The organism is Micromonospora sp. NPDC004336, assembly GCF_053602615.1.
On record NZ_JBSGDY010000112.1, the window covers coordinates 1 to 21,019 of the forward strand.

General features: G+C 73.8%; 18 protein-coding genes. 11 read left to right on the forward strand and 7 right to left on the reverse strand.

Translation table 11 applies throughout. From position 1 onward, the window contains the following. From ACWENR_RS21105 to ACWENR_RS21120, 4 genes are all read left to right on the forward strand, one after another. A partial coding sequence (locus tag ACWENR_RS21105; protein WP_452278687.1) for a methyltransferase occupies positions 1-886 on the forward strand: 886 nt, incomplete at its 5' end. 25 nt (positions 887-911) lie between these two features. Beyond that, the gene (locus tag ACWENR_RS21110; protein WP_452278688.1) at positions 912-2,621 is read left to right on the forward strand and encodes an ABC transporter substrate-binding protein; all 1,710 of its coding nucleotides are present in this window, start codon (positions 912-914) and stop codon (positions 2,619-2,621) included. Positions 2,622-2,737: 116 nt separating this feature from the next. Beyond that, positions 2,738-3,724, forward strand: a complete 987-nt coding sequence (locus ACWENR_RS21115) for an ATP-binding cassette domain-containing protein (RefSeq protein WP_452278689.1) — start codon at positions 2,738-2,740, stop codon at positions 3,722-3,724. After that, entirely contained in the window at positions 3,721-4,563 is an 843-nt protein-coding gene (locus ACWENR_RS21120) for an ABC transporter permease (protein WP_452278690.1), read from the forward strand. The genes ACWENR_RS21115 and ACWENR_RS21120 overlap by 4 nt, the downstream gene beginning before the upstream one ends. Positions 4,564-4,769: 206 nt before the next feature. On the opposite strand, the gene ACWENR_RS21125 is transcribed toward ACWENR_RS21120, so the two are convergent. From ACWENR_RS21125 to ACWENR_RS21135, 3 genes are all read right to left on the reverse strand, one after another. Further along, positions 4,770-5,330, reverse strand: a complete 561-nt coding sequence (locus tag ACWENR_RS21125) for an SRPBCC family protein (RefSeq protein WP_452278691.1) — start codon at positions 5,328-5,330, stop codon at positions 4,770-4,772. Then, positions 5,327-5,872 (reverse strand): SRPBCC family protein, encoded by a 546-nt coding sequence (locus ACWENR_RS21130; protein ID WP_452278692.1) that lies wholly within the window; start codon positions 5,870-5,872, stop codon positions 5,327-5,329. The genes ACWENR_RS21125 and ACWENR_RS21130 overlap by 4 nt, the downstream gene beginning before the upstream one ends. Before the next feature lie 205 nt (positions 5,873-6,077). After that, entirely contained in the window at positions 6,078-6,851 is a 774-nt protein-coding gene (locus ACWENR_RS21135) for a class I SAM-dependent methyltransferase (RefSeq protein ID WP_452278693.1), read from the reverse strand. 206 nt (positions 6,852-7,057) lie between these two features. Here ACWENR_RS21135 and ACWENR_RS21140 point away from each other — a divergent pair, with 206 nt between their 5' ends. Then, a complete protein-coding gene (locus ACWENR_RS21140) occupies positions 7,058-8,245 on the forward strand; it encodes a glycosyltransferase (RefSeq protein ID WP_452278694.1) in 1,188 nt (395 codons plus the stop codon). Between the two features lie 205 nt (positions 8,246-8,450). Here ACWENR_RS21140 and ACWENR_RS21145 read toward each other — a convergent pair whose 3' ends face one another. Next, on the reverse strand, positions 8,451-8,873 hold the full coding sequence (locus ACWENR_RS21145) for an ArsR/SmtB family transcription factor (protein ID WP_452278695.1): 423 nt from the start codon (positions 8,871-8,873) through the stop codon (positions 8,451-8,453). 122 nt (positions 8,874-8,995) lie between these two features. Between ACWENR_RS21145 and ACWENR_RS21150 the strand changes: the two genes are divergently transcribed. Together ACWENR_RS21150 and ACWENR_RS21155 are read left to right on the forward strand one after the other, a co-directional pair. Further along, positions 8,996-9,736 (forward strand): class I SAM-dependent methyltransferase, encoded by a 741-nt coding sequence (locus ACWENR_RS21150; protein WP_452278696.1) that lies wholly within the window; start codon positions 8,996-8,998, stop codon positions 9,734-9,736. A gap of 360 nt (positions 9,737-10,096) precedes the next feature. Beyond that, positions 10,097-11,275 (forward strand): acyltransferase family protein, encoded by a 1,179-nt coding sequence (locus tag ACWENR_RS21155; RefSeq protein ID WP_452278697.1) that lies wholly within the window; start codon positions 10,097-10,099, stop codon positions 11,273-11,275. Between the two features lie 88 nt (positions 11,276-11,363). On the opposite strand, the gene ACWENR_RS21160 is transcribed toward ACWENR_RS21155, so the two are convergent. The 3 genes from ACWENR_RS21160 to ACWENR_RS21170 all read right to left on the reverse strand — a co-directional run bounded on the left by ACWENR_RS21160 (position 11,364) and on the right by ACWENR_RS21170 (position 14,664). Further along, positions 11,364-12,353 (reverse strand): NAD-dependent epimerase/dehydratase family protein, encoded by a 990-nt coding sequence (locus tag ACWENR_RS21160; protein ID WP_452278698.1) that lies wholly within the window; start codon positions 12,351-12,353, stop codon positions 11,364-11,366. Between the two features lie 6 nt (positions 12,354-12,359). After that, on the reverse strand, positions 12,360-13,679 hold the full coding sequence (locus tag ACWENR_RS21165; RefSeq protein WP_452278704.1) for a nucleotide sugar dehydrogenase: 1,320 nt from the start codon (positions 13,677-13,679) through the stop codon (positions 12,360-12,362). 118 nt (positions 13,680-13,797) lie between these two features. Further along, entirely contained in the window at positions 13,798-14,664 is an 867-nt protein-coding gene (locus ACWENR_RS21170; RefSeq protein ID WP_452278699.1) for a helix-turn-helix domain-containing protein, read from the reverse strand. A 265-nt stretch (positions 14,665-14,929) separates the two neighbouring features. On the opposite strand from ACWENR_RS21170, the gene ACWENR_RS21175 reads away from it, so the two are divergent. The 4 genes from ACWENR_RS21175 to ACWENR_RS21190 all read left to right on the forward strand — a co-directional run. Then, positions 14,930-15,898, forward strand: coding sequence for a DUF1702 family protein (locus ACWENR_RS21175; protein ID WP_452278700.1), 969 nt, complete (start codon positions 14,930-14,932; stop codon positions 15,896-15,898). Positions 15,899-15,901: 3 nt separating this feature from the next. Continuing rightward, on the forward strand, positions 15,902-17,875 hold the full coding sequence (locus ACWENR_RS21180; protein WP_452278701.1) for a CRTAC1 family protein: 1,974 nt from the start codon (positions 15,902-15,904) through the stop codon (positions 17,873-17,875). Next, positions 17,872-18,834 carry an enediyne biosynthesis protein gene (locus tag ACWENR_RS21185; RefSeq protein ID WP_452278702.1) on the forward strand — a complete coding sequence of 321 codons (963 nt, stop codon included), beginning with the start codon at positions 17,872-17,874 and terminating at the stop codon, positions 18,832-18,834. The genes ACWENR_RS21180 and ACWENR_RS21185 overlap by 4 nt, the downstream gene beginning before the upstream one ends. Further along, on the forward strand, positions 18,831-21,019 hold a 2,189-nt coding region (locus ACWENR_RS21190; RefSeq protein ID WP_452278703.1), incomplete at its 3' end, for a beta-ketoacyl synthase N-terminal-like domain-containing protein. The genes ACWENR_RS21185 and ACWENR_RS21190, both read left to right, overlap by 4 nt.

Genomic DNA, 21,019 nt, shown 5'->3' on the forward strand with positions numbered 1-21,019 from the left:
GAGGTCTCACGCGTACGCGGGTCGGTACCAGAAGCTTGGTCGGGCCGGGTGGCCCGCCGAGCCCGTGCGCCTGCTGGCGGTCCGCGACGTGGTCCGCGAGACCGACGGCCGGTTCGCCCTCACCGACAAGGGCGCCGCGCTGCGGTCGGACTCGCCGGTGCCGGCGCGGGCCGGCATCCTGATGTTCACCGACACCATGTTCTGGACGATGAGCCACCGGGTGGCGAGCGCGCTGGGGCCGGAGCGGCCCGCCTTCGCCGACATCTTCGGCAGCTCCCTGGACGCCTACTTCGACGGCGACGCCGAGGTCGAGGCGCTCTACTACGAGGGGATGGAGACGGTCAGCGCGGCGGAGCACCTGATCCTCGCCCGCGCCGGCGGCTTTCCCGCCACCGGCACCGTCGCGGACGTCGGCGGCGGCCGGGGCGGCTTCCTGCTCACCGTCCTGCGCGAGCACCCCGGATTGCAGGGCGTGTTGCTCGACCGGGCGGAGGTGGTCGCCCGCCACCGGCTCGACGCCCCGGACGTGGCGGGTCGCTGGAAGGTCGTCGAGGGCGACTTCCTCAGCGAGGTGCCTCACGCCGACGTGCACGTGCTCAAGCGGATCCTGCACAACTGGGACGACGAGGACAGCGTCCGGATCCTCACCAACTGCCGCCGGGCCATGCCCGCCCACGGCCGCGTGCTCGCCATCGACGCGATCGTCCCCGAGGGCAACGGGGCCCACCAGAGCAAGGAGATGGACTTCATGATGCTCGCCGCGCGCACCGGCCAGGAGCGCACCGCCGCCGAGTTGGCGCCGCTGTTCGCCGCGGCCGGGCTGCGCCTGGACCGGGTGGTCGGCACCTCGTCGGTGATGTCCATCGCGGTCGGCGTGCCGGCCTGAACCTCGACGGAAGGGGTCGCAGACCGTGCCGGACGACGACCAGCAGCCCCGCCACGGGGGGACGCTGCGCTACTACGGGCCCGGGGGCCTCGACCACCTGGACCCCGCCGCCGCCTACTACGCCTTCTCCCACCAGGTCATCCGGCTCTTCGCCCGGCAGCTGTTCAGCTATCCCACCACCGAGGACGCCGCCGCGCTGGTGCCGGTCCCCGACGTGGCCGCCGAACTGCCGACGGTGGGCAACGGCGGCCTGAGCGAGGACGGGCGCACGTACACGATCCGCCTGCGCGACGGGGTCCGGTGGGACACCGACCCGCCCCGGCCGGTCACCGCCGGGGACTTCGTGCGCGGCTTCAAGCGGATGGCCAACCCGGTCGCCGGCGCCGGGGCCATCGCCTACTACACGAGCACCATCGCCGGGATGGCGGAGTTCGCCGAGGGCTACCGCGCCCGCTTCGCCGGCCGTACGCCCACCGCCGCCGAGCTGGCCGACCACCAGAACGGCCACGAGATCGACGGGCTGTGGGCCAAGGACGACCGGACCCTGGTGATCGAGCTGCTGCGCCCCGCCAACGACATGCTCAACCTGCTGGCGATGCCGTTCGCCTCGGCCGCGCCCCGGGAGTTCGACGACGTTGTCCCGGACGGGCCGGACTTCGCGCGGCGGGTCCGTTCCAACGGGCCGTACCGGATCACCAGCTACGTGCCCGGCAGCCACCTGACGATGGACCACAACCCCGCCTGGCGGGCCGACGCCGACCCGATCCGCCGCCGCTACGTCGACCGGATCGAGGTGCGGATGGCGCGGGTCAGCGACGAGCGGGTCCGCGCCGAGATCGAGAGCGGGGCGGCGGACCTGTCCTGGGGCGCCGCCGTGGGCAGCCCGCGCCGGCGCGTCACCGACGCCGACCGCAACCTCGGCTGGGCGCTCAACCCCTACCTGGCGTTCAACCTGCAGAGCCCGAACGAGCGGGGCGCGCTGCGCCGGCGGGCCGTGCGGCTGGCGATCGCGTACGCGATCGACAAGGCCCGCCTGGTCCGGTTCTTCGACGACATGAACATCGGCACCGTGACCCGGCCCGCGCACACGGCGATCCCACCGGGCAACTTCGGGCACCGGGAGTACGACCCGTACCCGACGCCGGGCGACCGGGGCGACCGGGCGCGCTGCCGGGAGCTGCTCGCCGAGGCCGGATACCCCGACGGGCTGCGGCTGACCATGATCTACCGGATCGACGCGGTGCACGGCCAGGTGGCCAGGGCGATCGCCGAGGACCTGACCGCCGGCGGCGTCGACGTGCGCCTGGTGGAGATCGACCAGACCGACGAGTACTACCGCATCCTCCAGGACCCGGCCCGGGCGGCGGCGGGGGAGTGGGACATCACCCCGGCGGCCTGGATGCCGGACTGGTTCGGCAACAACGGCCGCTCGTACGTGCAGCCGATGTTCCAGTCCAACACCGCGGTCGGCACGGCCAACTACGGCGGCTACCACAACCCGGTCGTCGACGACCTGATCGACCGGGCGCTGTCCGCCCGCACCGAGGCCGAGGCGGAGGAGCTGTGGCACCGCGTCGACCGGCAGGTGCTCCGGGACGTCGCGATCGTGCCGATCCTGGCCTGCGAGCCGACCATCGCGCACCTGACCAGCTCCCGGGTGCGCAACGCCGTCCCGCTGCCGCACGTGGACCGCTGGTACGACGCGGCGAACCTCTGGCTGGATCCGCCCGACTGAATTCGGCCCACAGCTAATAGCAGTCTTGACTGATATAAGCGCTTCTTGTAGTTTGACGCCGACGGGATTCCGTGATCCGGCTGTCCGGGTTCGCCTGTGACGCGACGGGAGAGAGCATGACAACCAATCCGGCCTTGGCCATCGAGACCCGCGAGCTGGTGAAGGTCTTCGGCCAGACGCGCGCGGTCGACGGACTGGACCTGGTGGTGCGGGCCGGGACGATCCACGGGGTCCTCGGTCCCAACGGGGCCGGCAAGACGACGGCCATCAAGATGCTCGCCACCCTGATGCGGCCCACGTCCGGCACCGCCACCGTGCTCGGGCACGACGTGGTCCGCGAGGCCGCCCAGGTCCGCCGCCGCATCGGGCTCACCGGCCAGACCATGTCGGTCGACGAGGACATGACCGGCCTGCAGAACCTGATCCTCGCCGGTCGCCTGCAGGGCCTGCGGCACGCCTCCGCGACGGCACGGGCCGAGCAGCTGATGGAGGCGTTCGACCTCACCGAGGTCGGCAACCGGCTGGTGAAGACCTTCTCCGGCGGTCAGCGGCGCCGCATCGACGTGGCCGCGAGCATGGTGGTCACCCCCGAGCTGCTGTTCCTCGACGAGCCGACCACCGGTCTCGACCCGCGCAGCCGCAGCGAGGTCTGGGAGATGATCCGGGCGCTGGTCCGGGACGGGGGCACCGTCCTGCTGACCACGCAGTACCTCGACGAGGCCGACCACCTCGCCGACGAGCTGACGCTCATCGACCGGGGCCGCATCGTGGCGCAGGGCACCCCGCCCGAGCTGAAGGCGAGCCGCGCCGCCGGCGTGCTGGACGTCCGGCTGCGCGACCCCGAGCGCCGGGCCGACGCGGGCACCCTGCTCGCCGGTGCCGTCGGCGCCTCCGTCGACCTCGACTCCGACCCGGCCCGGCTGTCGGTGCGGGTGGCCGACCCCGACCGGGCCGCGCTGGCCCTGGGCGAGCTGGCCCGGGCCGGCATCCACGTCGACGACTTCACCCTCGGCCAGCCCTCGCTCGACACGGTGTTCCTCGCGCTCACCGGTCACTCGACGCTCGACGCCAGCGAAGAAGAGGAAGCAGAGGTACGGGCATGACGACACCCAGCACGGAGGTGCGGCCGCTGCCGGCCGAGATCTTCAGCCGGTCGGTGGCCGGCGCGCAACGACCACCACGCCCCGGCCCGCTGTTCGCCGTCCGCACGTTCGCCTGGCGGAACCTGATCAAACTTCGCTACGTACAGGACCATCTCGGCACCGCGGTGGTCTTCCCGATCATCCTGACGCTGGTCTTCACCTACCTGCTCGGCGGCGCGATCGCCGGGTCGCCCCGGGAGTACCTGCAGTTCTTCCTCCCCGGCGTGATCGTCCTGTCGCTGGTGTCGTCGAGCATGATGAGCGCGCTGACGCTCAACCGGGACATCGCGACCGGCATGTTCGACCGGGTCCGGAGCACGCCCATCTGGCAGCCCGCCGTGCTGGTCGGGGCGATGGCCGGCGACGCCGTGCGCTACGCGCTGACCTCGATCGTGCCGCTGTCGCTGGGCCTGCTGCTGGGCTTCCGGCCGGACGGCGGCCTGTCCGGTGTGGTGCTCGCCCTGCTCTACCTGCAGCTGTTCACCTTCAGCGTCGCGTGGCTGTGGATGCTCTTCGCGGTGCTGATCCCGCAGCCGACCGCCGCCGCCGGCGTGGTCAACCTCCTGCAGTTCGTGCTGCTCTTCGGCAGCAACATCCTGGCGCCGTCGCAGACCATGCCGGGCTGGCTGGAGGCGGTGGTCAAGCTGAACCCGGTCACCCACGCCGCGACCGCGGCCCGTGGGCTGATGCACGGCACGATCACCTCGGGGCAGCTGACTGCCGGCCTGCTGGCCTGCGCCATTCTCATCGCGGTGCTCGCCCCACCCACCGTCTGGCTCTACAGCCGCAAGCAGCGCTGACGCCCCCCGCCGCCGGCCCCGGTGCCCCCGCTTCCCGCGGGCCCGGGGCCGGAGCGTCGTCTCTGCGCCCGCGCGCCGCGACGGCGTGCCAGCTCGACGGCCGTCGGGGCGCCCGCGCGCGGCACGGCGCCGCCGACAGCGAAAAGCCCCGGCGGACTCGTGTCCGCCGGGGCCGCGTCGCATCGGTCGAGCCGCTGCTCTCCCGCCTACGAGCCGGACTGCACCAGCGCGGCCCAGGTCTCGGCGCGTTCCTGCGACACCCGCATCATCTCGGAGCTCGGCTCGAACTCCTCGGCCGCGTCCTCCGGGACCGGGCCGCCCGGCAGGTCGCCGCGGACGAACATGCCGAGGAAGTCGAGGGCCATCTCCCAGCCGACGCCCACCTCCACGAGCATCGGCTCCGAGACCGTCGCGTGTTCGAGCTCCAGCAGGGTGCCGTCGCCGTCCTCGCTGAGCCGCAGCTCCACCTCGCTGTCGGGCTTGTCGCCGTAGATCCAGCTGATGGTGAGGCGTCGAGGCGGCTCGCAGCGCAGGATGTCGCCGTGGGCGTTGCCCTGCAGGGCGAAGTTGCCGCCCTCGCGGAGGTCGCCCTTGGGCTCGATGAACCAGCGGTTGATCCGGTCCGGGTCGGTGCAGGCGCGCCAGACCTCGTCCACGGGCGCGGCGTACCGCTGGCGGATGACGATGCTGCGGGCGTCGCCGGCCGGGATCGTCCGCCGGCCCAGGGCGCGCTCGGTCGGCTGACCGGAGGCCACGGGGTTGTTCACTTGGCGCCCCCCTCCTCGTCGATCTTCGCCTGGAAGGACTGGAGGATCGTCGGCCAGCCCTTGTCCATGCCGTTGCGGACGCGCTTGGCGTGCTTGGTGCCCATCCGGTCGAAGTGGGTGTGCTCGACGTCCACCCGGGTCTTCTTCTGGCCGTCGGCCACGAAGGTCACGGTGAACTCGCTGGAGTTGTCCGGGTCGATCCGGCCGAACCCGTTGAGCCGCCACCCGATGACCAGCGTGTCCGGCTCGTCGACCTTCCGGATCAGGCCGAAGGTGTGCTCCTCGCCCTGCTCGTCGATCTCGTACCAGCGGCCACCCTTCTTGTCGACGCCCAGCGGGGCGCCCACCTTCGTGGTCCGGAAGTTGTTCGGCCACCACTCGGGGAAGCCCTCCAGGAACACCTTGAAGGCGGTCTTGCGGTCGGCCTTGACAGTGACGCTGTGCCGGACGAACGGGTCGTAGTTCGGGGGCTTCGGCTTCTTCGCGGCGGTGCTCTTGGCTGTCGTGCTCTTCGCGGCCGGTGCGGTCTTCTCCTGAGTCATGTCTCGTCCTCACTGTCGCTGCGCGGAAGATGGGCGGGTCAGACGGGGTCGGCCCATCCTCCTCCATAAGTCGGCACGAACGTAAGTTATAGTTTATACGTAGTCCGGTCAATCGCGCGGCGAGCGTGGCGCGAACCGCCGGGTGCCGGCCTCGGCGGCGCCGCCCCGCCGGCCCGGCTCCGTGGCCGGGCCGGCGGGGCGCCGGTCAGTCGCCCCAGCGCAGGTACGCCGGCGCCGGGCGGCCCGGCAGCAGGCGCAGCGGCGCGTGGTCCAGGCCGAGCACCTCCCGCATCGCGATGTTCTCCCCGGGCCACTTCGGATTGTCGAGCTCGTCGAACGCGACGATGCTGCCCTTCGTCAGGTAGGGCCTGATGGCCTCCAGGACCGCCTTCGTCGGCTCGTACAGGTCGAGGTCGAAGTAGGCCAGCGCGATGACGGTCTGCGGGTTCTCCGCCAGGTAGCGCGGCACCGTCTCCCGCACGTCGCCCTCGACGAGCACGCTGCGCCGGGTCACGTGGCCGAAGAAGTCGCTGCACTCGTGGGCCTCCAGCACCTCGCGCAGGTACGCGGGGTAGCCGCCGGGCACGGCGAAGCGGCCCTGGTACGCGGTCGGGCCGACCCGGTCGACGTCGTTGACGTCGGGGAAGCCGGTGAAGGTGTCGAAGCCGACGATGCGCCGCAGCGGGTTGTACGGCTCGTAGACCCCCCGCAGGGCGGCGAAGGTGGCGAGGTGGCGGCCGAACCGCACGCCGAACTCCATGACCACGCCCGGCACGTCGAGGACCTCGCGGTAGAGCGCGTCCATGGAGAGCAGGTCGGTCATCTGGTGGCGGCGCAGGAACAGGGGAAGGTTGTTGACCAGTTCCTCCGTCGGGATGGGGGATCCGGTCAGGAGCTTCGTCAGGCGCTGGGTGGTCTCCGTCTCCTCCGGTGAGTCGTGCACGAAGGCACGCAGGTCCTGGCCGTCGCCGCTGTCCATCCGCAGCCTCCACTAGCTAGATCACTTGAGACTTTCAAGCGTAATGGAGGGGTGTTGCCGGCACAACATGGTCGATCGCCGCGCGAACTGGTGCCCGGCTTGGGGCTGAGTCATTTCCGCAAGATGGGCCACTGTAGATCGACATGTCGTTGTGCTAGATATGACTCAAGTAGACGGGTCGCCCTGCCCCACTCCCGGAAAGGCAAGTGATCACCGTGCGCGTGCTGTTCGCCAGTCTCGGAACCCATGGCCACACCTATCCCCTGCTGCCACTGGCCACGGCCGCCCGTGCGGCGGGTCACGAGGTCACCTTCGCCACCGGCGAGACCTTCGCGGGCACCCTGCGCAAGCTGGGCTTCGACCCGGTCGCCACCGGCATGCCGGTCTTCGACGGGTTCCTGGCGGCGCTGCGGATCCGCTTCGACACCGACAGCCCCGAGGGGCTGACCCCCGAGCAGCTCAGCGAGCTGCCGCAGATCGTGTTCGGGCGGGTCATCCCGCAGCGCATCTTCGACGAACTGCAGCCGGTGATCGACCGGGTGCGTCCCGACCTGATCGTGCAGGAGGTCAGCAACTACGCCGCCGGCCTGGCCGCCCGCAAGGCGGGCATCCCGGCCATCTGCCACGGGGTCGGGCGGGACACCCCCGACGACCTGACCCGGTCCATCGAGGAGGAGGTACGAGGGCTGGCCCAGCGGCTCGGCGTCGAGCTGCCCGCCGGGCGCATCGACGGCTTCGGCAACCCGTTCGTCGACATCTTCCCGCCCTCGTTGCAGGAGCCCGAGTTCCGGGCCCGCCCGCACCGCCACGAGCTGCGCCCCGTGCCCTTCGCGGAGCAGGGCGACCTGCCCGGCTGGGTGTCCTCCCGCGACGCCGCCCGCCCGCTGGTCTACCTGACCCTGGGCACCTCCAGCGGCGGCACGGTCGAGGTGCTGCGGGCGGCGATCGACGGGCTGGCCAGCCTCGACGCCGACGTCCTCGTCGCCAGCGGCCCGTCGCTCGACGTCAGCGGGCTGGGTGCCGTGCCGGCCAACGTGCGGCTCGAGTCGTGGGTGCCGCAGGCGGCCCTGCTGCCCCGCGTCGACCTGGTGGTGCACCACGGGGGGAGCGGCACGACCCTCGGCGCCTTCGGCGCCGGCGTGCCCCAGCTGTCCTTCCCGTGGGCGGGGGACTCCTTCGCCAACGCCCAGGCCGTGGCGCAGGCGGGCGCCGGCGAGCACCTGCTGCCCGACGACATCAACCCCGACGCCGTGGCGGCCGCCGCCGAGCGCCTGCTGGCCGACGACAGCTACCGCAAGGGGGCGCAGGCGGTGGCGACCGAGATCGCGGCCATGCCGGGCCCCGACGAGGTCGCCCGCCTGCTGCCGGACTTCGCCGCCCGGAGCGCCGGCTGACCCGCCGTACGCCGCCGGGGCCGGCGTCGGCCGGCGCCGGTCGGACGGCTGGGCTCGGTCGGTGGTCGGGCGCCGGTCGGACGGCTGGTCCCGGTCGGACGGCTGGCCCCGGTCGGCGGTCGGGCCCGGTCGGACGCCTCGCCCGGCGCGTGGTCGGGCGCGTGGTCCGGCCCCGGGGGTCGCGGGCGGCGGTCGTGCCCGTCGCTCAGCCCTGGCTGTCGCCGGTCGCCCGACGACGCGGCCGGCGTCCCTCGGGCCCGCCGGCGTCGCCCTCGGGCCCGCCGGCACCCGCGGAGCGGCCCCCGGCCGCCCGCGCGCGGCCGCGGGCGAGCTCCGTGCCCAGGGCGTCGAGGCGCTGGTTCCAGAACCGCCGGTAGCGGTCCAGCCACCGGTCGAGCTCCTCCAGCGGGGCGGGGTCGACCGCGTAGAGCCGCCGGGTGCCCTGGGGGCGGACGGTGGCGAAGCCGTTCTCGCGCAGCACCCGCAGGTGCTGGGAGACGCCGGGCTGGGAGATGCCGAACTCGCGCTGCACGACGGCGCCGACCTCGCCCGCGGACAGCTCGCCGTCCGCCAGCAGCTCGATGATGCGCCGGCGGACGGGGTCGCCCAGGATGTCGAACGCGTGCACGGGTACGACAATATCAGACCGGAGTTATAGAAGGCGGTGGTTCGTCCCGGTCGTTCCGCCGGCGCGGCCAGGGCCGTTCCCGGCCGGTGGGGGACCCGGCGGACCCGCCGCGAGGGGGAGAGATGTTCGGACCGGAGCACGCCGAGGTGTACGAGGCGGCCTACCGCGGTCGCGGCAAGAGCTGGCACGACGAGGCGGCGGACGTGGCGGACCGGATCCTCGCCGCCCGCCCCGGCGCCGACCGGCTGCTCGACGTCGGCTGCGGCACCGGCGCGCACCTGGAGACCTTCGCCACCCGCTTCCCCCACGTGGAGGGGCTCGAACTGGCCCCGGCGATGCTGGCGCTGGCCCGGCGCCGGCTGCCCGGGGTGCGCCTGCACGCCGGCGACATGCGGGCGTTCGACCTCGGCGCCACCTTCGACGCGGTGACCTGCCTGTTCACGGCGGTCAACTTCCTCGGCACGGTGGCCGAGATGCGCGCCGCCGTGGCCGCGATGTCGGCGCACCTGGCGCCCGGGGGCGTGCTGGTGCTGGAGCCGTGGTGGTTCCCGGAGCGGTTCATCGACGGGTACGTCGGCGGCGACCTCGTGCGCGAGGAGGGACGGACCGTGGCGCGGGTGTCCCGGTCCACCCGGCAGGGCCGGGTGACGCGGATGGAGGAGCGCTGGCTGGTCGGGGACGCCGCCGGGATCCGCGAGTTCAGCCAGGTCGGGCTGCTCACCATGTTCACCCGGGAGGAGTACGACGCGGCGTTCGTCGACGCCGGCTGCGAAGCCGCGTACGTCGAGGGCTGGTTGACGGGGCGCGGCCTTTTCGTGGCGACGCGTACCGGTGTGTCCGCCGGCGCCCCGGCAATGGGCTGACCGCCCGGGCCGACCGGCTCGACGGAGCCGGGTTTCCGGCCGGTTCATATAGCCGACAGGACGCTGGCCGTGACATTGCCGGCGTGGCAGTCTGCTGTTGACAACGATCTATTAGTCAGTTATCGGAAAATGTTGGACCGGACGGTCGTCGGCAATGCCGTGAGATGTTCACGAATTGCTCGTCGGGGGTCCCGGTCTCATTTCCGTGCCTGACCGGATCGACCACGACGGCGTGCTGCTCCCGACCGAGGACGGCGGGGGACGCCGGGTGGGTCCGGCCGGCCACGGGGGACCCGCGCGGCACCCCGACCCCCGTCGCCCCTCGCCCGTGGACGCGGCTCGAGACCCTCGAGGAGCGACGTGACCGACACCGACGGACGACCGCACCGACTGCCGGCTCTCACCGGGTACCGCTTCTTCCTCGCACTCACCGTGGCGCTGGTCCACGTCCTCTCGACGTCCCAGCTCTTCGCCGACGACGCGCTGCAACTCGGGCTCGGGCTCACCACGCCCCTGGCGTCGGCGGCGCTGGCCTCGTTCTTCACCCTCAGCGGCTTCGTCCTGACCTGGTCGGCGCCACCGGGCGACACCGCCGCCCGGTTCTGGTCCCGCCGGTTCTGGAAGATCGCGCCCCTGCACGCGCTCGGCTGGGCCGTCGCCGTCGGGTTCCTCCTGGCGACGACCGCGCCCTCGCCGGCCACCGGGGTCTCCGCCGACCTGGAACCCGGGCCGGCGGCGGCGAGCCTGCTGCTGGCGCAGGGGTGGGTGCCCTCCTGGGACTACCTGTCCTACCTGAACGCGCCGGCCTGGTCGATCTCCACCGAGGCGTTCTTCTACCTGCTCTTCCCGCTGCTGCTGCCCCTGGTCCAGCGGATCCCGGCGCACCGGCTGTGGCGGTGGTGCAGCACGCTCGCCGGCGGGATCCTGCTGGTGTCGGTGCTGAGCCCGCTGCTGCCGGGGGCGCCGCGGCTGGGCTGGCTGCCGTTCAACCTCAACGAGTACTGGTTCGTCTACACCTTCCCGCCGGTACGGCTGCTGAACTTCCTGCTCGGCATGGTGCTCGCCCGCATCGTGCTCACCGGCCGGTGGCGTCGGGTGGCCCGGTGGAAGCTCGTCCTCGGCACGGTCCTGGCCTTCCTGGTCACGCCGATGCTGCCGTTCACCTTCATCTTCAGCGCCGCGCTGTTCGTGCCGCTGTTCGCCCTGATCCCCAACCTGGCGCTCGCGGACCTGGAGGAGCGTGGCCGGGTGCTGCGCGGCCGGGTCCTGGTCGCCCTCGGCGACGCCTCCTACGCGCTCTACATCATCCACTTCCCGATCATGCTGATCGTGCGGCACCTGGTCGGCGCGGAGCGGCGCTTCGCCGCCGGCGCCGGACTCCTCGTCGCCGTGGGGATCCTGCTCGTCTCGGTGCTCGTCGCGCTGGGCCTGCACCGGTGGTTCGAGGAGCCGCTGCGGCGGCGCTTCGCCGCCCGGCGCCCCGTCGGCCGGCCCGGCCTGGGCACCGGGCCGGCGCCGGTCCTGCCCCGGCAGGCCTGACCGCCGCGCCGGCCACGCGTGCCTCCCGGCCCGGCCTCCGGGTCGGGCGGCACGCCGCCGTCGGCACGACACCGTCCACGCGCCCGGCCTACCGGACGACCAGTCCGTCGTCGGCCTGCGCCGTCCACCACGGGTTGCGGCGCGCCCACTCCACCGTCCGGCGCAGGCCGGTCACCAGCGGCACCCGGGCCCGCCAGTCCAGCAGCGCCGCCGCCTTGCCGCAGTCCGGGACACGGCGCGGGATGTCCTGGTAGCGGGCGCCCAGCCCGGCCCCGGTGTCCGCGGTCTGGGCCGCCACCGGCACCCCGGCCACCGTCCCCGCCAGCCGGATCGCCTCGGCGACGGTGGTCTCCACGCTGCTGCCGATGTTGAAACACTCGCCGACGGCCCGGGGGTGGGCCGCCGCCAGCAGGGTCGCCTCGGCCGCCTCGTCGACCCAGGTGAAGCACCGCGTCTGGCGGCCGTCGTCGTACACCACGGGCGGGACGCCGCGCAGCAGCCGGGCGACGGTGCGGCTCAGGACGTACGCCGGGCGCTGGCGCGGGCCGTAGACGTTGAAGTACCGCAGGACCGTCACCGGCAGGCCCTCCTGCCGGTGGAAGGCGAAGGCCAGGTGCTCGGCGGCCGCCTTGCTCGTGGAGTACGACCACCGGTCCGTCGCCGTGCTGCCGAGCACCCGGTCGTCGTCCTCCCGCCACGGCACCCGCGGGTTGCGCCCGTACACCTCGCTGGTGCTGGAGACCACGACCCGGGCGCCGGCGCGCAGGGCGGCGCGCAGCGCGTTCCGGGTGCCGTCCACGTTGATCTCGACCACGTCCAGCGGCCGGCTGAGGTACCGGTCGACGCCGACGACCGCCGCGAGGTGGTAGACCTCGTCCGCCCCGGCCGCGGCGGCGGCCAGCGCGTCGGCGTCCCGCACGTCGCCGCGGACGTGCCGCACCGCGCCCGCGGCGGGCTCCAGGTCCGGCGGCGGGTCGGCGAGGTCGTAGACGACGACCTCGTCGCCGCGGCGGACCAGTCGTTCCACGACGTGACTGCCGACGAAGCCGAAGCCGCCGGTGACCAGCGATCTGGGCACTGTTGCTCACCTTCCGATGCCGCGGTATGCGAAGCCGAGCCGGTGCAGCTCGCGGATGCGCGCCGGCGAGAGGTGCATGCGACCGTCGAAGACCAGGCAGGGTTCGTCCACCCGGCCGGCCAGGGCGGCGAAGTCGAGCTGGTGGAACTGGCGGTGCCCGGCGAGGAAGGCCAGGCAGCCCGCCCCGGCCACCGCCTCGTCGAGGTCCGCCGCCGGTGCGGTGCCGAAGCGGGCGGCGATCTCGGCGGGATCGGCGAGCGGGTCGAAGATCCGGACGCGGAAGCCGGCGTCGAGTAGCGCCGCCACCACGCCGCGTACCGGCGTGTTGCGGACGTCGCCGGTGTCGTTCTTGAACGCCGCGCCGAGGACGGCGACCGTCGTGGCCGACGGGTCCCGACCCAGCTTGACCAGCTCGTCGGCGATGACGGTGGCGGTGTGGCGGGGCATGTCGTCGTTGACCGCGCGGGCGGTCTCGACCGTGTGCAGCGGCACGCCCCGGTCCCGGCCGTCGCGCCAGGCCATCCACGGGTCCTTGGTCAGGCAGGAGCCGCCGACCCCCACCCCCGGCAGCAGCAGGTTCACCATGCTGCCGCCCTTGGGCAGGGTGTTGGCCGCCCCGATCACGTCGAGGACGTCCACCCCGAGCACCGCGCAGTAGCGGGCCAGCTCGTTGGCGATCGCCACGTTCGCGTCGATCCACCAGTTGGTCGCGAGCTTGACCACCTCGGCGGCCTCCGCCGAGGGCACCTGCCGGACGTCGACGTCGAGCGCCGACCGCCAGAACCGTTCCGCGGCCGCGGCGCTGCGCGGGCCGCAGCCACCCACCACCACCGGCAGCGTCCGCACCTGGGCCAGCGCCACCCCCTCGGCCAGCCGCTCCGGGCAGAAGGCCAGCCCGAAGTCGCGCTCGTGCACCAGCCCGCCGCTCTCCAGCAGCGGCGCGACGAGGGTGCGGGTGGTGCCCGGCGAGACCGTCGACTTGAGGATCACGAGCTGTCCGGCGCGCAGCCGGGGGGCGATCTGCCCGCACGCCGCCACGAGCTGGTCGGCGACCATCTGGTGGCCGGCGTCCGTCGGCGTGCCGACCGTCACGACCACCACGTCCGCCGCGCCGACCGCGTCGTACGACGTGCTGGCCGTCAGCCGCCCGGTGCCGGCCAGGGCTTCGACGGCCTCGGCCAGGCCCGGTTCGGGCAGCCGGCAACGGCCGGCCCGCAGGTCCGCGACCGTGCCCGGGTCGCTGTCGACCGCGACCACCTCCGCGCCCCGGCCGGCGAGGGTGACGGCGAGACAGGTGCCGACGTAGCCGGCACCGACGATGACCACCCTCAGCGGGGACGGTCCGCCCGGGTCGGGAAGGAACGGCATGATCGCCCGGCACCGCCTTCCTGGTCACGACCTCGTGGTCCTGTCGCCGACACGCGCGCGTGCCCGTGCCGCCGGGTCACGCGATGGCCGCCGTGGCGAGCGCGGCGCGGCCGGCCGCCCAGGCCCGGTCCGGCGGACCGGACAGCCGCGTGAACCTCTCGACGAGCCGGCACACCGGCCCGATCGCCAGCGCCGGCGGATCGGTGGGCCGCGGCGGCGCGGCGTCGACCCGGCCCACGGCGCAGCCGTCGTGGGGCAGCGCCAGGTCGGCGGCGCCGACCAGGTGACTCGTGGGTTCCTCGTCGACCAGGGCGCGGGTCAGCGTGCTCTCGCCCCGGACCAGCACCACCCGGGCCTGGTAGTCGCCCGGGCGGGCCACCACCGGGACGGGGGAGCCGCCGGCCGCCACCGCCCACGCGGTCGGCGCGTCCGTGGCCTCCCCGCCGGCCCGCAGCCCGACCAGCACGAGGTCGCCGGGCGTGCTGTCCGGCACGTGCAGCACCAGCCGGGGCCGGGCGACCTCGGCGGCGGCGTGGCGCAACCAGCCCGCCAGGACGTGGCAGGGCCGGTCGGCCAGCAGCCGGGCCAGCTGCCGGAAGTGCCCCGGCGACGTGCCGACCAGGCGGGAGAACTGGGTCGTGAACGTCCCCGCGCTCGTGTAGCCGACGTGGCCGCTGATCGCGGTCACCGTGAGGCCGGAGTGCAGCAGCATCCGGCGGGCCTCCGCCATCCGCAGGGCGGCGAGGAAGCGGGCCGGGGTCATCGTGGTCACGTCACGGAACAACCGGTGGAAGTGGAACGGGCTGAAGGGGACCACCCGGGCCAGGTCGGCGAGCTGCAGCGGCTCCGACAGGTGCCGGCGCATGTAGTCGATGGCCCGCGCCGCAGCCGCCTCCCGGGACTGTTCCACCGTGTTCCGGGCAACGCCAGACGTCGATTTCACATCAGCTCCCTGTGGCAGTGGATCGGGCACCGCAGAGGAGTCTGCGTAGTCCTCCTTGACGTTTTCTTGAACGCCTCGGTCATCCGCTGGTGGCGCCGTCGGGGCCGCAGCCGAGCAAGTTGGGAGAAGCAGATCCGATGAACGCCGTGAAACATGGGTCCGGAGCGGTACGGCGATCCGCCGGCTCCCTCGGAGCGGGATTCCGACGAACCATTTCGTCAATGTCGCCTGATTTACCGCGTCCCACCTGCTCAAGGAGTGCGCCATGCCGGTAAATTGGCGAACCATTCGTCAATACGTCCTGACGCCGGGGATGGCCCAGACCACGTTCGCCACCCGGGGCTTCCGGGCCCGCGACGAGGCCACCCGCGAGCGCCTGGAGTCCGTCGGCGCCCACTTCCTCACCGGCTACGGCCACGCCGTCGGCGCCCGGGGCCCGGACGAGGCCGCCGTGGCGCTGGAGACCGTCGAGCCGGAGCTGCGCGGGTTCGCGTACGAGGGCGCGGCGATGGGCCTCGCCGTCCTGGACGGGCTGACCGGCGGCCGCCGCGTCGCCCGGTTCCTGGCCGGACCGGCCGCCCGGCACGTCTACATGGTCCACGTCGGGGTGGGCTGGGCGATGGCCCGCCTGCCGCGCTGGCGCCGGCACGCCATCCAGCCCGCCGACCGCCTGCTGGGCTGGCTGGCCCTGGACGGCTACGGATTCCACCAGGCGTACTTCCACACCGACCGGTACGTGCGCGCGCACCGGCGTGACGAGGTGCTGCCCTGGCCCGGCGACCCGATCGGGCGGTGGACCGGGCGGGTGGTGGACCAGGGCATCGGCCGCGCGATGTGGTTCGTCGAAAGCGCCCACCCCGACCGGATCGCCGACGCCGTCGACGGGTTTCCGCCGGAGCGGCACGAGGACCTGTACAGCGGGGTGGCGCTGGCCGCCACGTACGCCGGCGGGGCGTCGCCGCAGGACCTGCGCCGGCTGCGCGAGCGCGGCGGCGCGTACGCCCCGGCGATGGCGCAGGGCAGCGCCTTCGCGGCGGAGGCCCGGGAGCGCGCCGGGCTGACCACCGCGCACACCGCCGCCGCCACGGAGGTCTTCTGCGGCGCGCCGCCCGCCGAGGCGGCGGCGGTCACCCAGGCCGCGCTGGCCGACCTCGACCGGGACGGACCGGTGCCGGCCTACCTGGTGTGGCGGCAGCGGATCGCCAAGCAGTTCGTCACGCTGGGGAGGTGCTGACCCTTGTCGGCAATCATGACAATGTTCCGGCGGCAGATGGCCGGGCTGGTCGCGCTGGTGTTGCTCACCGGCATGTACGTGCTGGTCCGGCCGCCGGAGGCCAGCGCCGACGAGCGACGCGCGATGGCACAGCCCTACCGCTTCACCCCGATGTCGCTGCCCATGCCGGGCGGCCTGCCGCAGCAGTCGATCCGCCGGGTGAACGGCGCCTACCAGCACCTGGCGGCGTGGATCTCCTCCGTCGGCGCGGGCGTCGCCATGAACGACCTGGACGGCGACGGGCTCGCCAACGACCTCTGCGTGACCGACCCCCGGGTCGACCGCGTGGTGGTCACGCCCGCCCCGACCGCCGGCGCCGACCGCTACCAGCCGTTCGTCCTGGACCCGGCCCCGCTGCCGATGAACCCGCACATCGCCCCGATGGGCTGCCTGCCGGGCGACGTCAACGCCGACGGCCGCACCGACCTGCTCGTCTACTGGTGGGGCCGGACCCCGGTGGTGTTCCTGGCCCGGGCGGACGCCACCGGGCTGTCCCGGGACGCGTACCGGCCGGTCGAGCTGGTGCCGGGCGCGTCGGCCGACCCGAGCCGGTACGACGGGCCGAAGTGGAACACCAACGCGGCCACCCTGGCCGACTTCGACGGCGACGGGAACCTCGACGTCTACATCGGCAACTACTTCCCCGACAGCGCCGTCCTCGACCCCGGCGTCCACGGCGGGGTGGCGATGAACCGGTCCATGTCCAACGGCCTCAACGGCGGCGAGGACCACGTGTTCCGCTGGACCGGCGGCAGCGCGGGCCCCGCCCCGAGCGTCTCCTTCGCCGAGGTCCCGGACGTCTTCGACAGCGGGGTCTCGCGCGGCTGGACCCTCGCGGTCGCCGCGAACGACGTCGACGGCGACCAGCTGCCCGAGCTGTACCTGGCCAACGACTTCGGGCCGGACCGGCTGCTGCACAACCGGTCGGAGCCGGGGCGGATCTCCTTCGCGCTGGTCGAGAGCCGCGGGCTGCCCGGCCTGACCCCCAAGTCCAAGCGGCTCGGTCACGACTCGTTCAAGGGCATGGGCGTGGACTTCGGCGACCTCGACGGCGACGGCATGTTCGACCTCTACGTCGGCAACATCACCACCTCGTTCGGCATCCAGGAGAGCAACTTCGCGTTCGTCAACACCGCCGCGAACACCGAGGAGCTGCGCGCCGCGCTGCGGGCCGGCTCGGCGCCGTGGCACGACCGCAGCGCCGAGCTGGGCCTGGCCTGGAGCGGGTGGAGCTGGGACGTCAAGTTCGGCGACTTCACCAACCGCGGGGAGCCGGCCATCGTGCAGACCGCCGGCTTCGTCAAGGGCGAGGTCAACCGCTGGGCGCAGTTGCAGGAGGCGGCCACGGCCAACGACGACCTGCTCGCCAACCCCCGCTGGTGGCCCAAGGTCGAGCAGGGCGACGACATCGCCGGCGGTCAGCACCTGGCCTTCCACGTGCGCGGCGCCGACGGCCGCTACGAGGACCTGAGCCAGGAACTCGGCATGGCCGAGCGGGTGCCCAGCCGGGGCATCGCCACCGGCGACGCCGACGGCGACGGGCGGCTCGACCTCGTCGTGGCCCGGCAGTGGGACGCGCCGGTCTTCTACCACAACGACAGCCCGGACACCGGAAACTCCCTCACCCTGCGGCTGCTGCACGAGCAGGCGCGGGGCACCGGCCCGCTCGCCGGGGCGGGGTCGCCCGTCGTCGGCGCCCACGTCCGGGTGACCACCCCGGACGGCCGGGTGCTCCTCGACCGGGTCGACGGCGGCAGCGGCCACTCCGGCCGCCGCAGCAACGAGGTGTCGCTCGGTCTCGGCGACGCGACCGGCCCGGTGTCGGTCCACCTCACCTGGCGGGACCGCTCCGGCGTCCCGCACGAGCAGGAACTGTCGCTCGCCCCCGGTCGACACACCCTCACCCTCGGTTCGCAGGCTCGGGAGGTCTCACGATGACGCAGAAGCCGGCGAAGGATCCGCGGATCACCGCGCTGCGCAGGTTCGCCATCTCCATCACCGTCCTCAACATCGCCGGCTACACCGTGCTCGGCTTCGAGCAGGCCTGGGCGTGGCCGCTGTTCGCGCTCGCCACGGGCTACGCGGTGGAGCTGGTGCTGGAGACGATCGGCGCGCGGGCCGAGCACCGCCCGCCCCGCTACCGCGGCGGCGGGGCGCGCGGTCTGGTCGAGTTCCTCTATCCCGCGCACATCACCGCCCTCGCGGTGAACATGCTGCTGTACGTCAACGACCGGCTGCCCGTGATGCTCTTCGCGGTGGCCGTGGCCATCAGCGGGAAGTGGCTGTTCCGGGTGCCGGTCAACGGCCGGCTGCGGCACTTCATGAACCCGTCGAACTTCGGCATCGCGGTGGTGCTGCTGCTGTTCCCGTGGATCTCCATCGCGCCGCCGTACCAGTTCACCGAGTACCTCGAGGGCCCGGCCGACTGGATCGTCCCGGCGGTCATCGTCGTCTTCGGCACCATGCTCAACGCCAAGCTCACCGGCCGGATGTGGCTGATCGCCGGCTGGCTGGGCGTCTTCGTCCTCCAGTCGGTGGTGCGGGGACTCGTGCTGGACACCGCCATCCTGCCGGCGCTGGCCACCATGACCGGGGTGGCGTTCGTGCTGTTCACCAACTACATGATCACCGACCCTGGGACCACCCCGTCGCGGCCGCTGTCCCAGTTCGCCTTCGGCGGCGGGGTGGCCCTGGTCTACGGCGTACTGACCGGCGCGTCCATCGTGTACGGCCTGTTCTTCGCCACCGCCATCGTCTGCCTCGTCCGGGGCGGCTTCCTCTGGTCGCTGCACGCGGTGCGGGTCGCCGCCCGCGAGGGCAGGGGCGCCGCGCCCGCCGCGGGGACCCTCGACGGCGCGGTGCCACCCGCCGTGGCCCGGGAGATGGTGCGGGCATGAGCAGGATCGCCGTCGTCGGCCTCGCCTGCCGCTTCCCGGACGCCACCGGCCCCGGGCAGCTGTGGGAGAACGCCCTCGCCGGGCGGCGCGCGTTCCGCCGCCTGCCCGACGAGCGGATGCGCGCCGCCGACTACTGGTCCCCGGACCCGGCCGCCCCCGACCGCTACTACGCCGGCAACGCGGCGGTCATCGAGGGGTACGAGTTCGACCGGGTCGCGTTCAAGGTCAGCGGCGCCACCTACCGGTCCACCGACCTCACCCACTGGCTGGCCCTGGACATGGCCGCGCGGGCGCTCGCCGACGCCGGGTTCCCCGACGGCGACGGCCTTCCCCGCGAGCGGACGGGGGTGGTCGTCGGCAACACCCTGACCGGCGAGTTCACCCGGGCCGGCATGATGCGCCTGCGGTGGCCGTACGTCCGGCGCGTGGTGGGCGCCGCCCTCGGCGAGCAGGGCTGGGACGACGACCGGGTGGCGGGCTTCCTCGCCGACCTGGAGCGCTCGTACAAGGCGCCGTTCGCCGAGGTCACCGAGGACAGCCTCGCGGGCGGCCTGTCCAACACCATCGCCGGGCGCATCTGCAACCACTTCGACCTGCACGGCGGCGGCTACACCGTCGACGGCGCCTGCGCCTCCTCGCTGCTGTCCGTGGTCACCGCCTGCCGCAGCCTGACCGACCTCGACGTGGACGTGGCGGTGGCCGGCGGCGTCGACCTGTCCATCGATCCGTTCGAGATGGTCGGCTTCGCCCGCACCGGCGCGCTCGCCACCGACGAGATGCGCGTCTACGACCGCCGGTCCAACGGGTTCTGGCCCGGCGAGGGCTGCGGCATGGTGGTGCTCATGCGGGAGCGCGACGCGCTCGCCCAGGGCCGGCGCGTCTACGCCTCGGTGGCCGGGTGGGGCGTCTCCTCCGACGGCCGGGGCGGCATCACCCGACCGGAGGCGGCCGGCTACCGGCTGGCGCTGCGCCGCGCGTACCAGCGGGCCGGTTTCGGGGTGGAGACGGTGCCCGTGTTCGAGGGGCACGGCACCGGCACGGCCGTCGGCGACGGCACCGAGCTGCGCGCACTGAGCGAGGAACGCCGGGCGGCCGACCCGGACGCCGCCCCCGCCGCCATCGGGTCGGTCAAGGGAATGATCGGGCACACCAAGGCGGCCGCCGGGGTGGCCGGCCTGATCAAGGCCGTGCTGGCCGTGCACCACCAGGTCGTCCCGCCGACGGTGGGCTGCGTCGAGCCGCACCCGGAACTCACCGCCGAGCGGCCCGCGCTGCGTGCCGTGCGCCGCGCCGAGGAGTGGCCGGCCGGCGCCCCCCAACGCGCCGGGGTGACCGCGATGGGCTTCGGCGGCATCAACACCCACCTCGTCGTCGACGGGCCCGCCCGGCCCCGCCGCCGTTGGATGGACCGGCGGACGCGGCAGCTCGCCCGGTCCGTGCAGGACGCCGAGCTGCTGCTGGTCGACGCGGAGACCCGCGACGAGCTGCACGGGCGGCTGACGGAGCTGCGGGGGACCGTCCGTGGGCTGGCCTTCGCCGAGCTGGGCGACCTGGCCACCACCCTGCACCGGAGCCTGCGGGGCCGCGCGTACCGGGCGGCGGTCGTGGTCCGGACGCCGCAGGAGGCCGAGCGCGCCCTCGACCTGGCGGCGCGCGCGTCGGCGCCCGACGGCGCCGGGACCCTGGTCGACCCGGCGCGGGGCGTCTTCCTGGGCCGGGCCGGCCGGCCGGCCCGGGTCGGCTTCCTCCTGCCCGGCCAGGGCTCCGGCCGGGGCTGGGGCGGCGGGGCGCTGCGCCGGCGGTTCACCGAGGCCGACGACGTCTACCGCGCGGCCGGCGACGTCCCCGCCGACGGCACGGCCGCGTCGACGGCGTTCGCCCAGCCGCGGATCGTCACCGGCTCGCTGGCCGGGCTGCGCGCCCTGGCGGCGCTCGACATCGACGCGACCGTCGCCGTCGGCCACAGCCTCGGCGAGCTGACCGCGCTGCACTGGGCCGGCTGCCTCGACGACGACGAGCTGCGCGAGCTCGTCACGCTCCGGGGCGAGGCCATGGCGACGCACGCCCCGCCGGGCGCGATGCTCGGCGTCACCGCCGGGCCGGAGGAGACCGCCGCGCTGCTCACCGGCACCACCGCCGTGCTCGCCGGCCACAACGGGCCCCGGCAGACGGTCGTCGCCGGCGC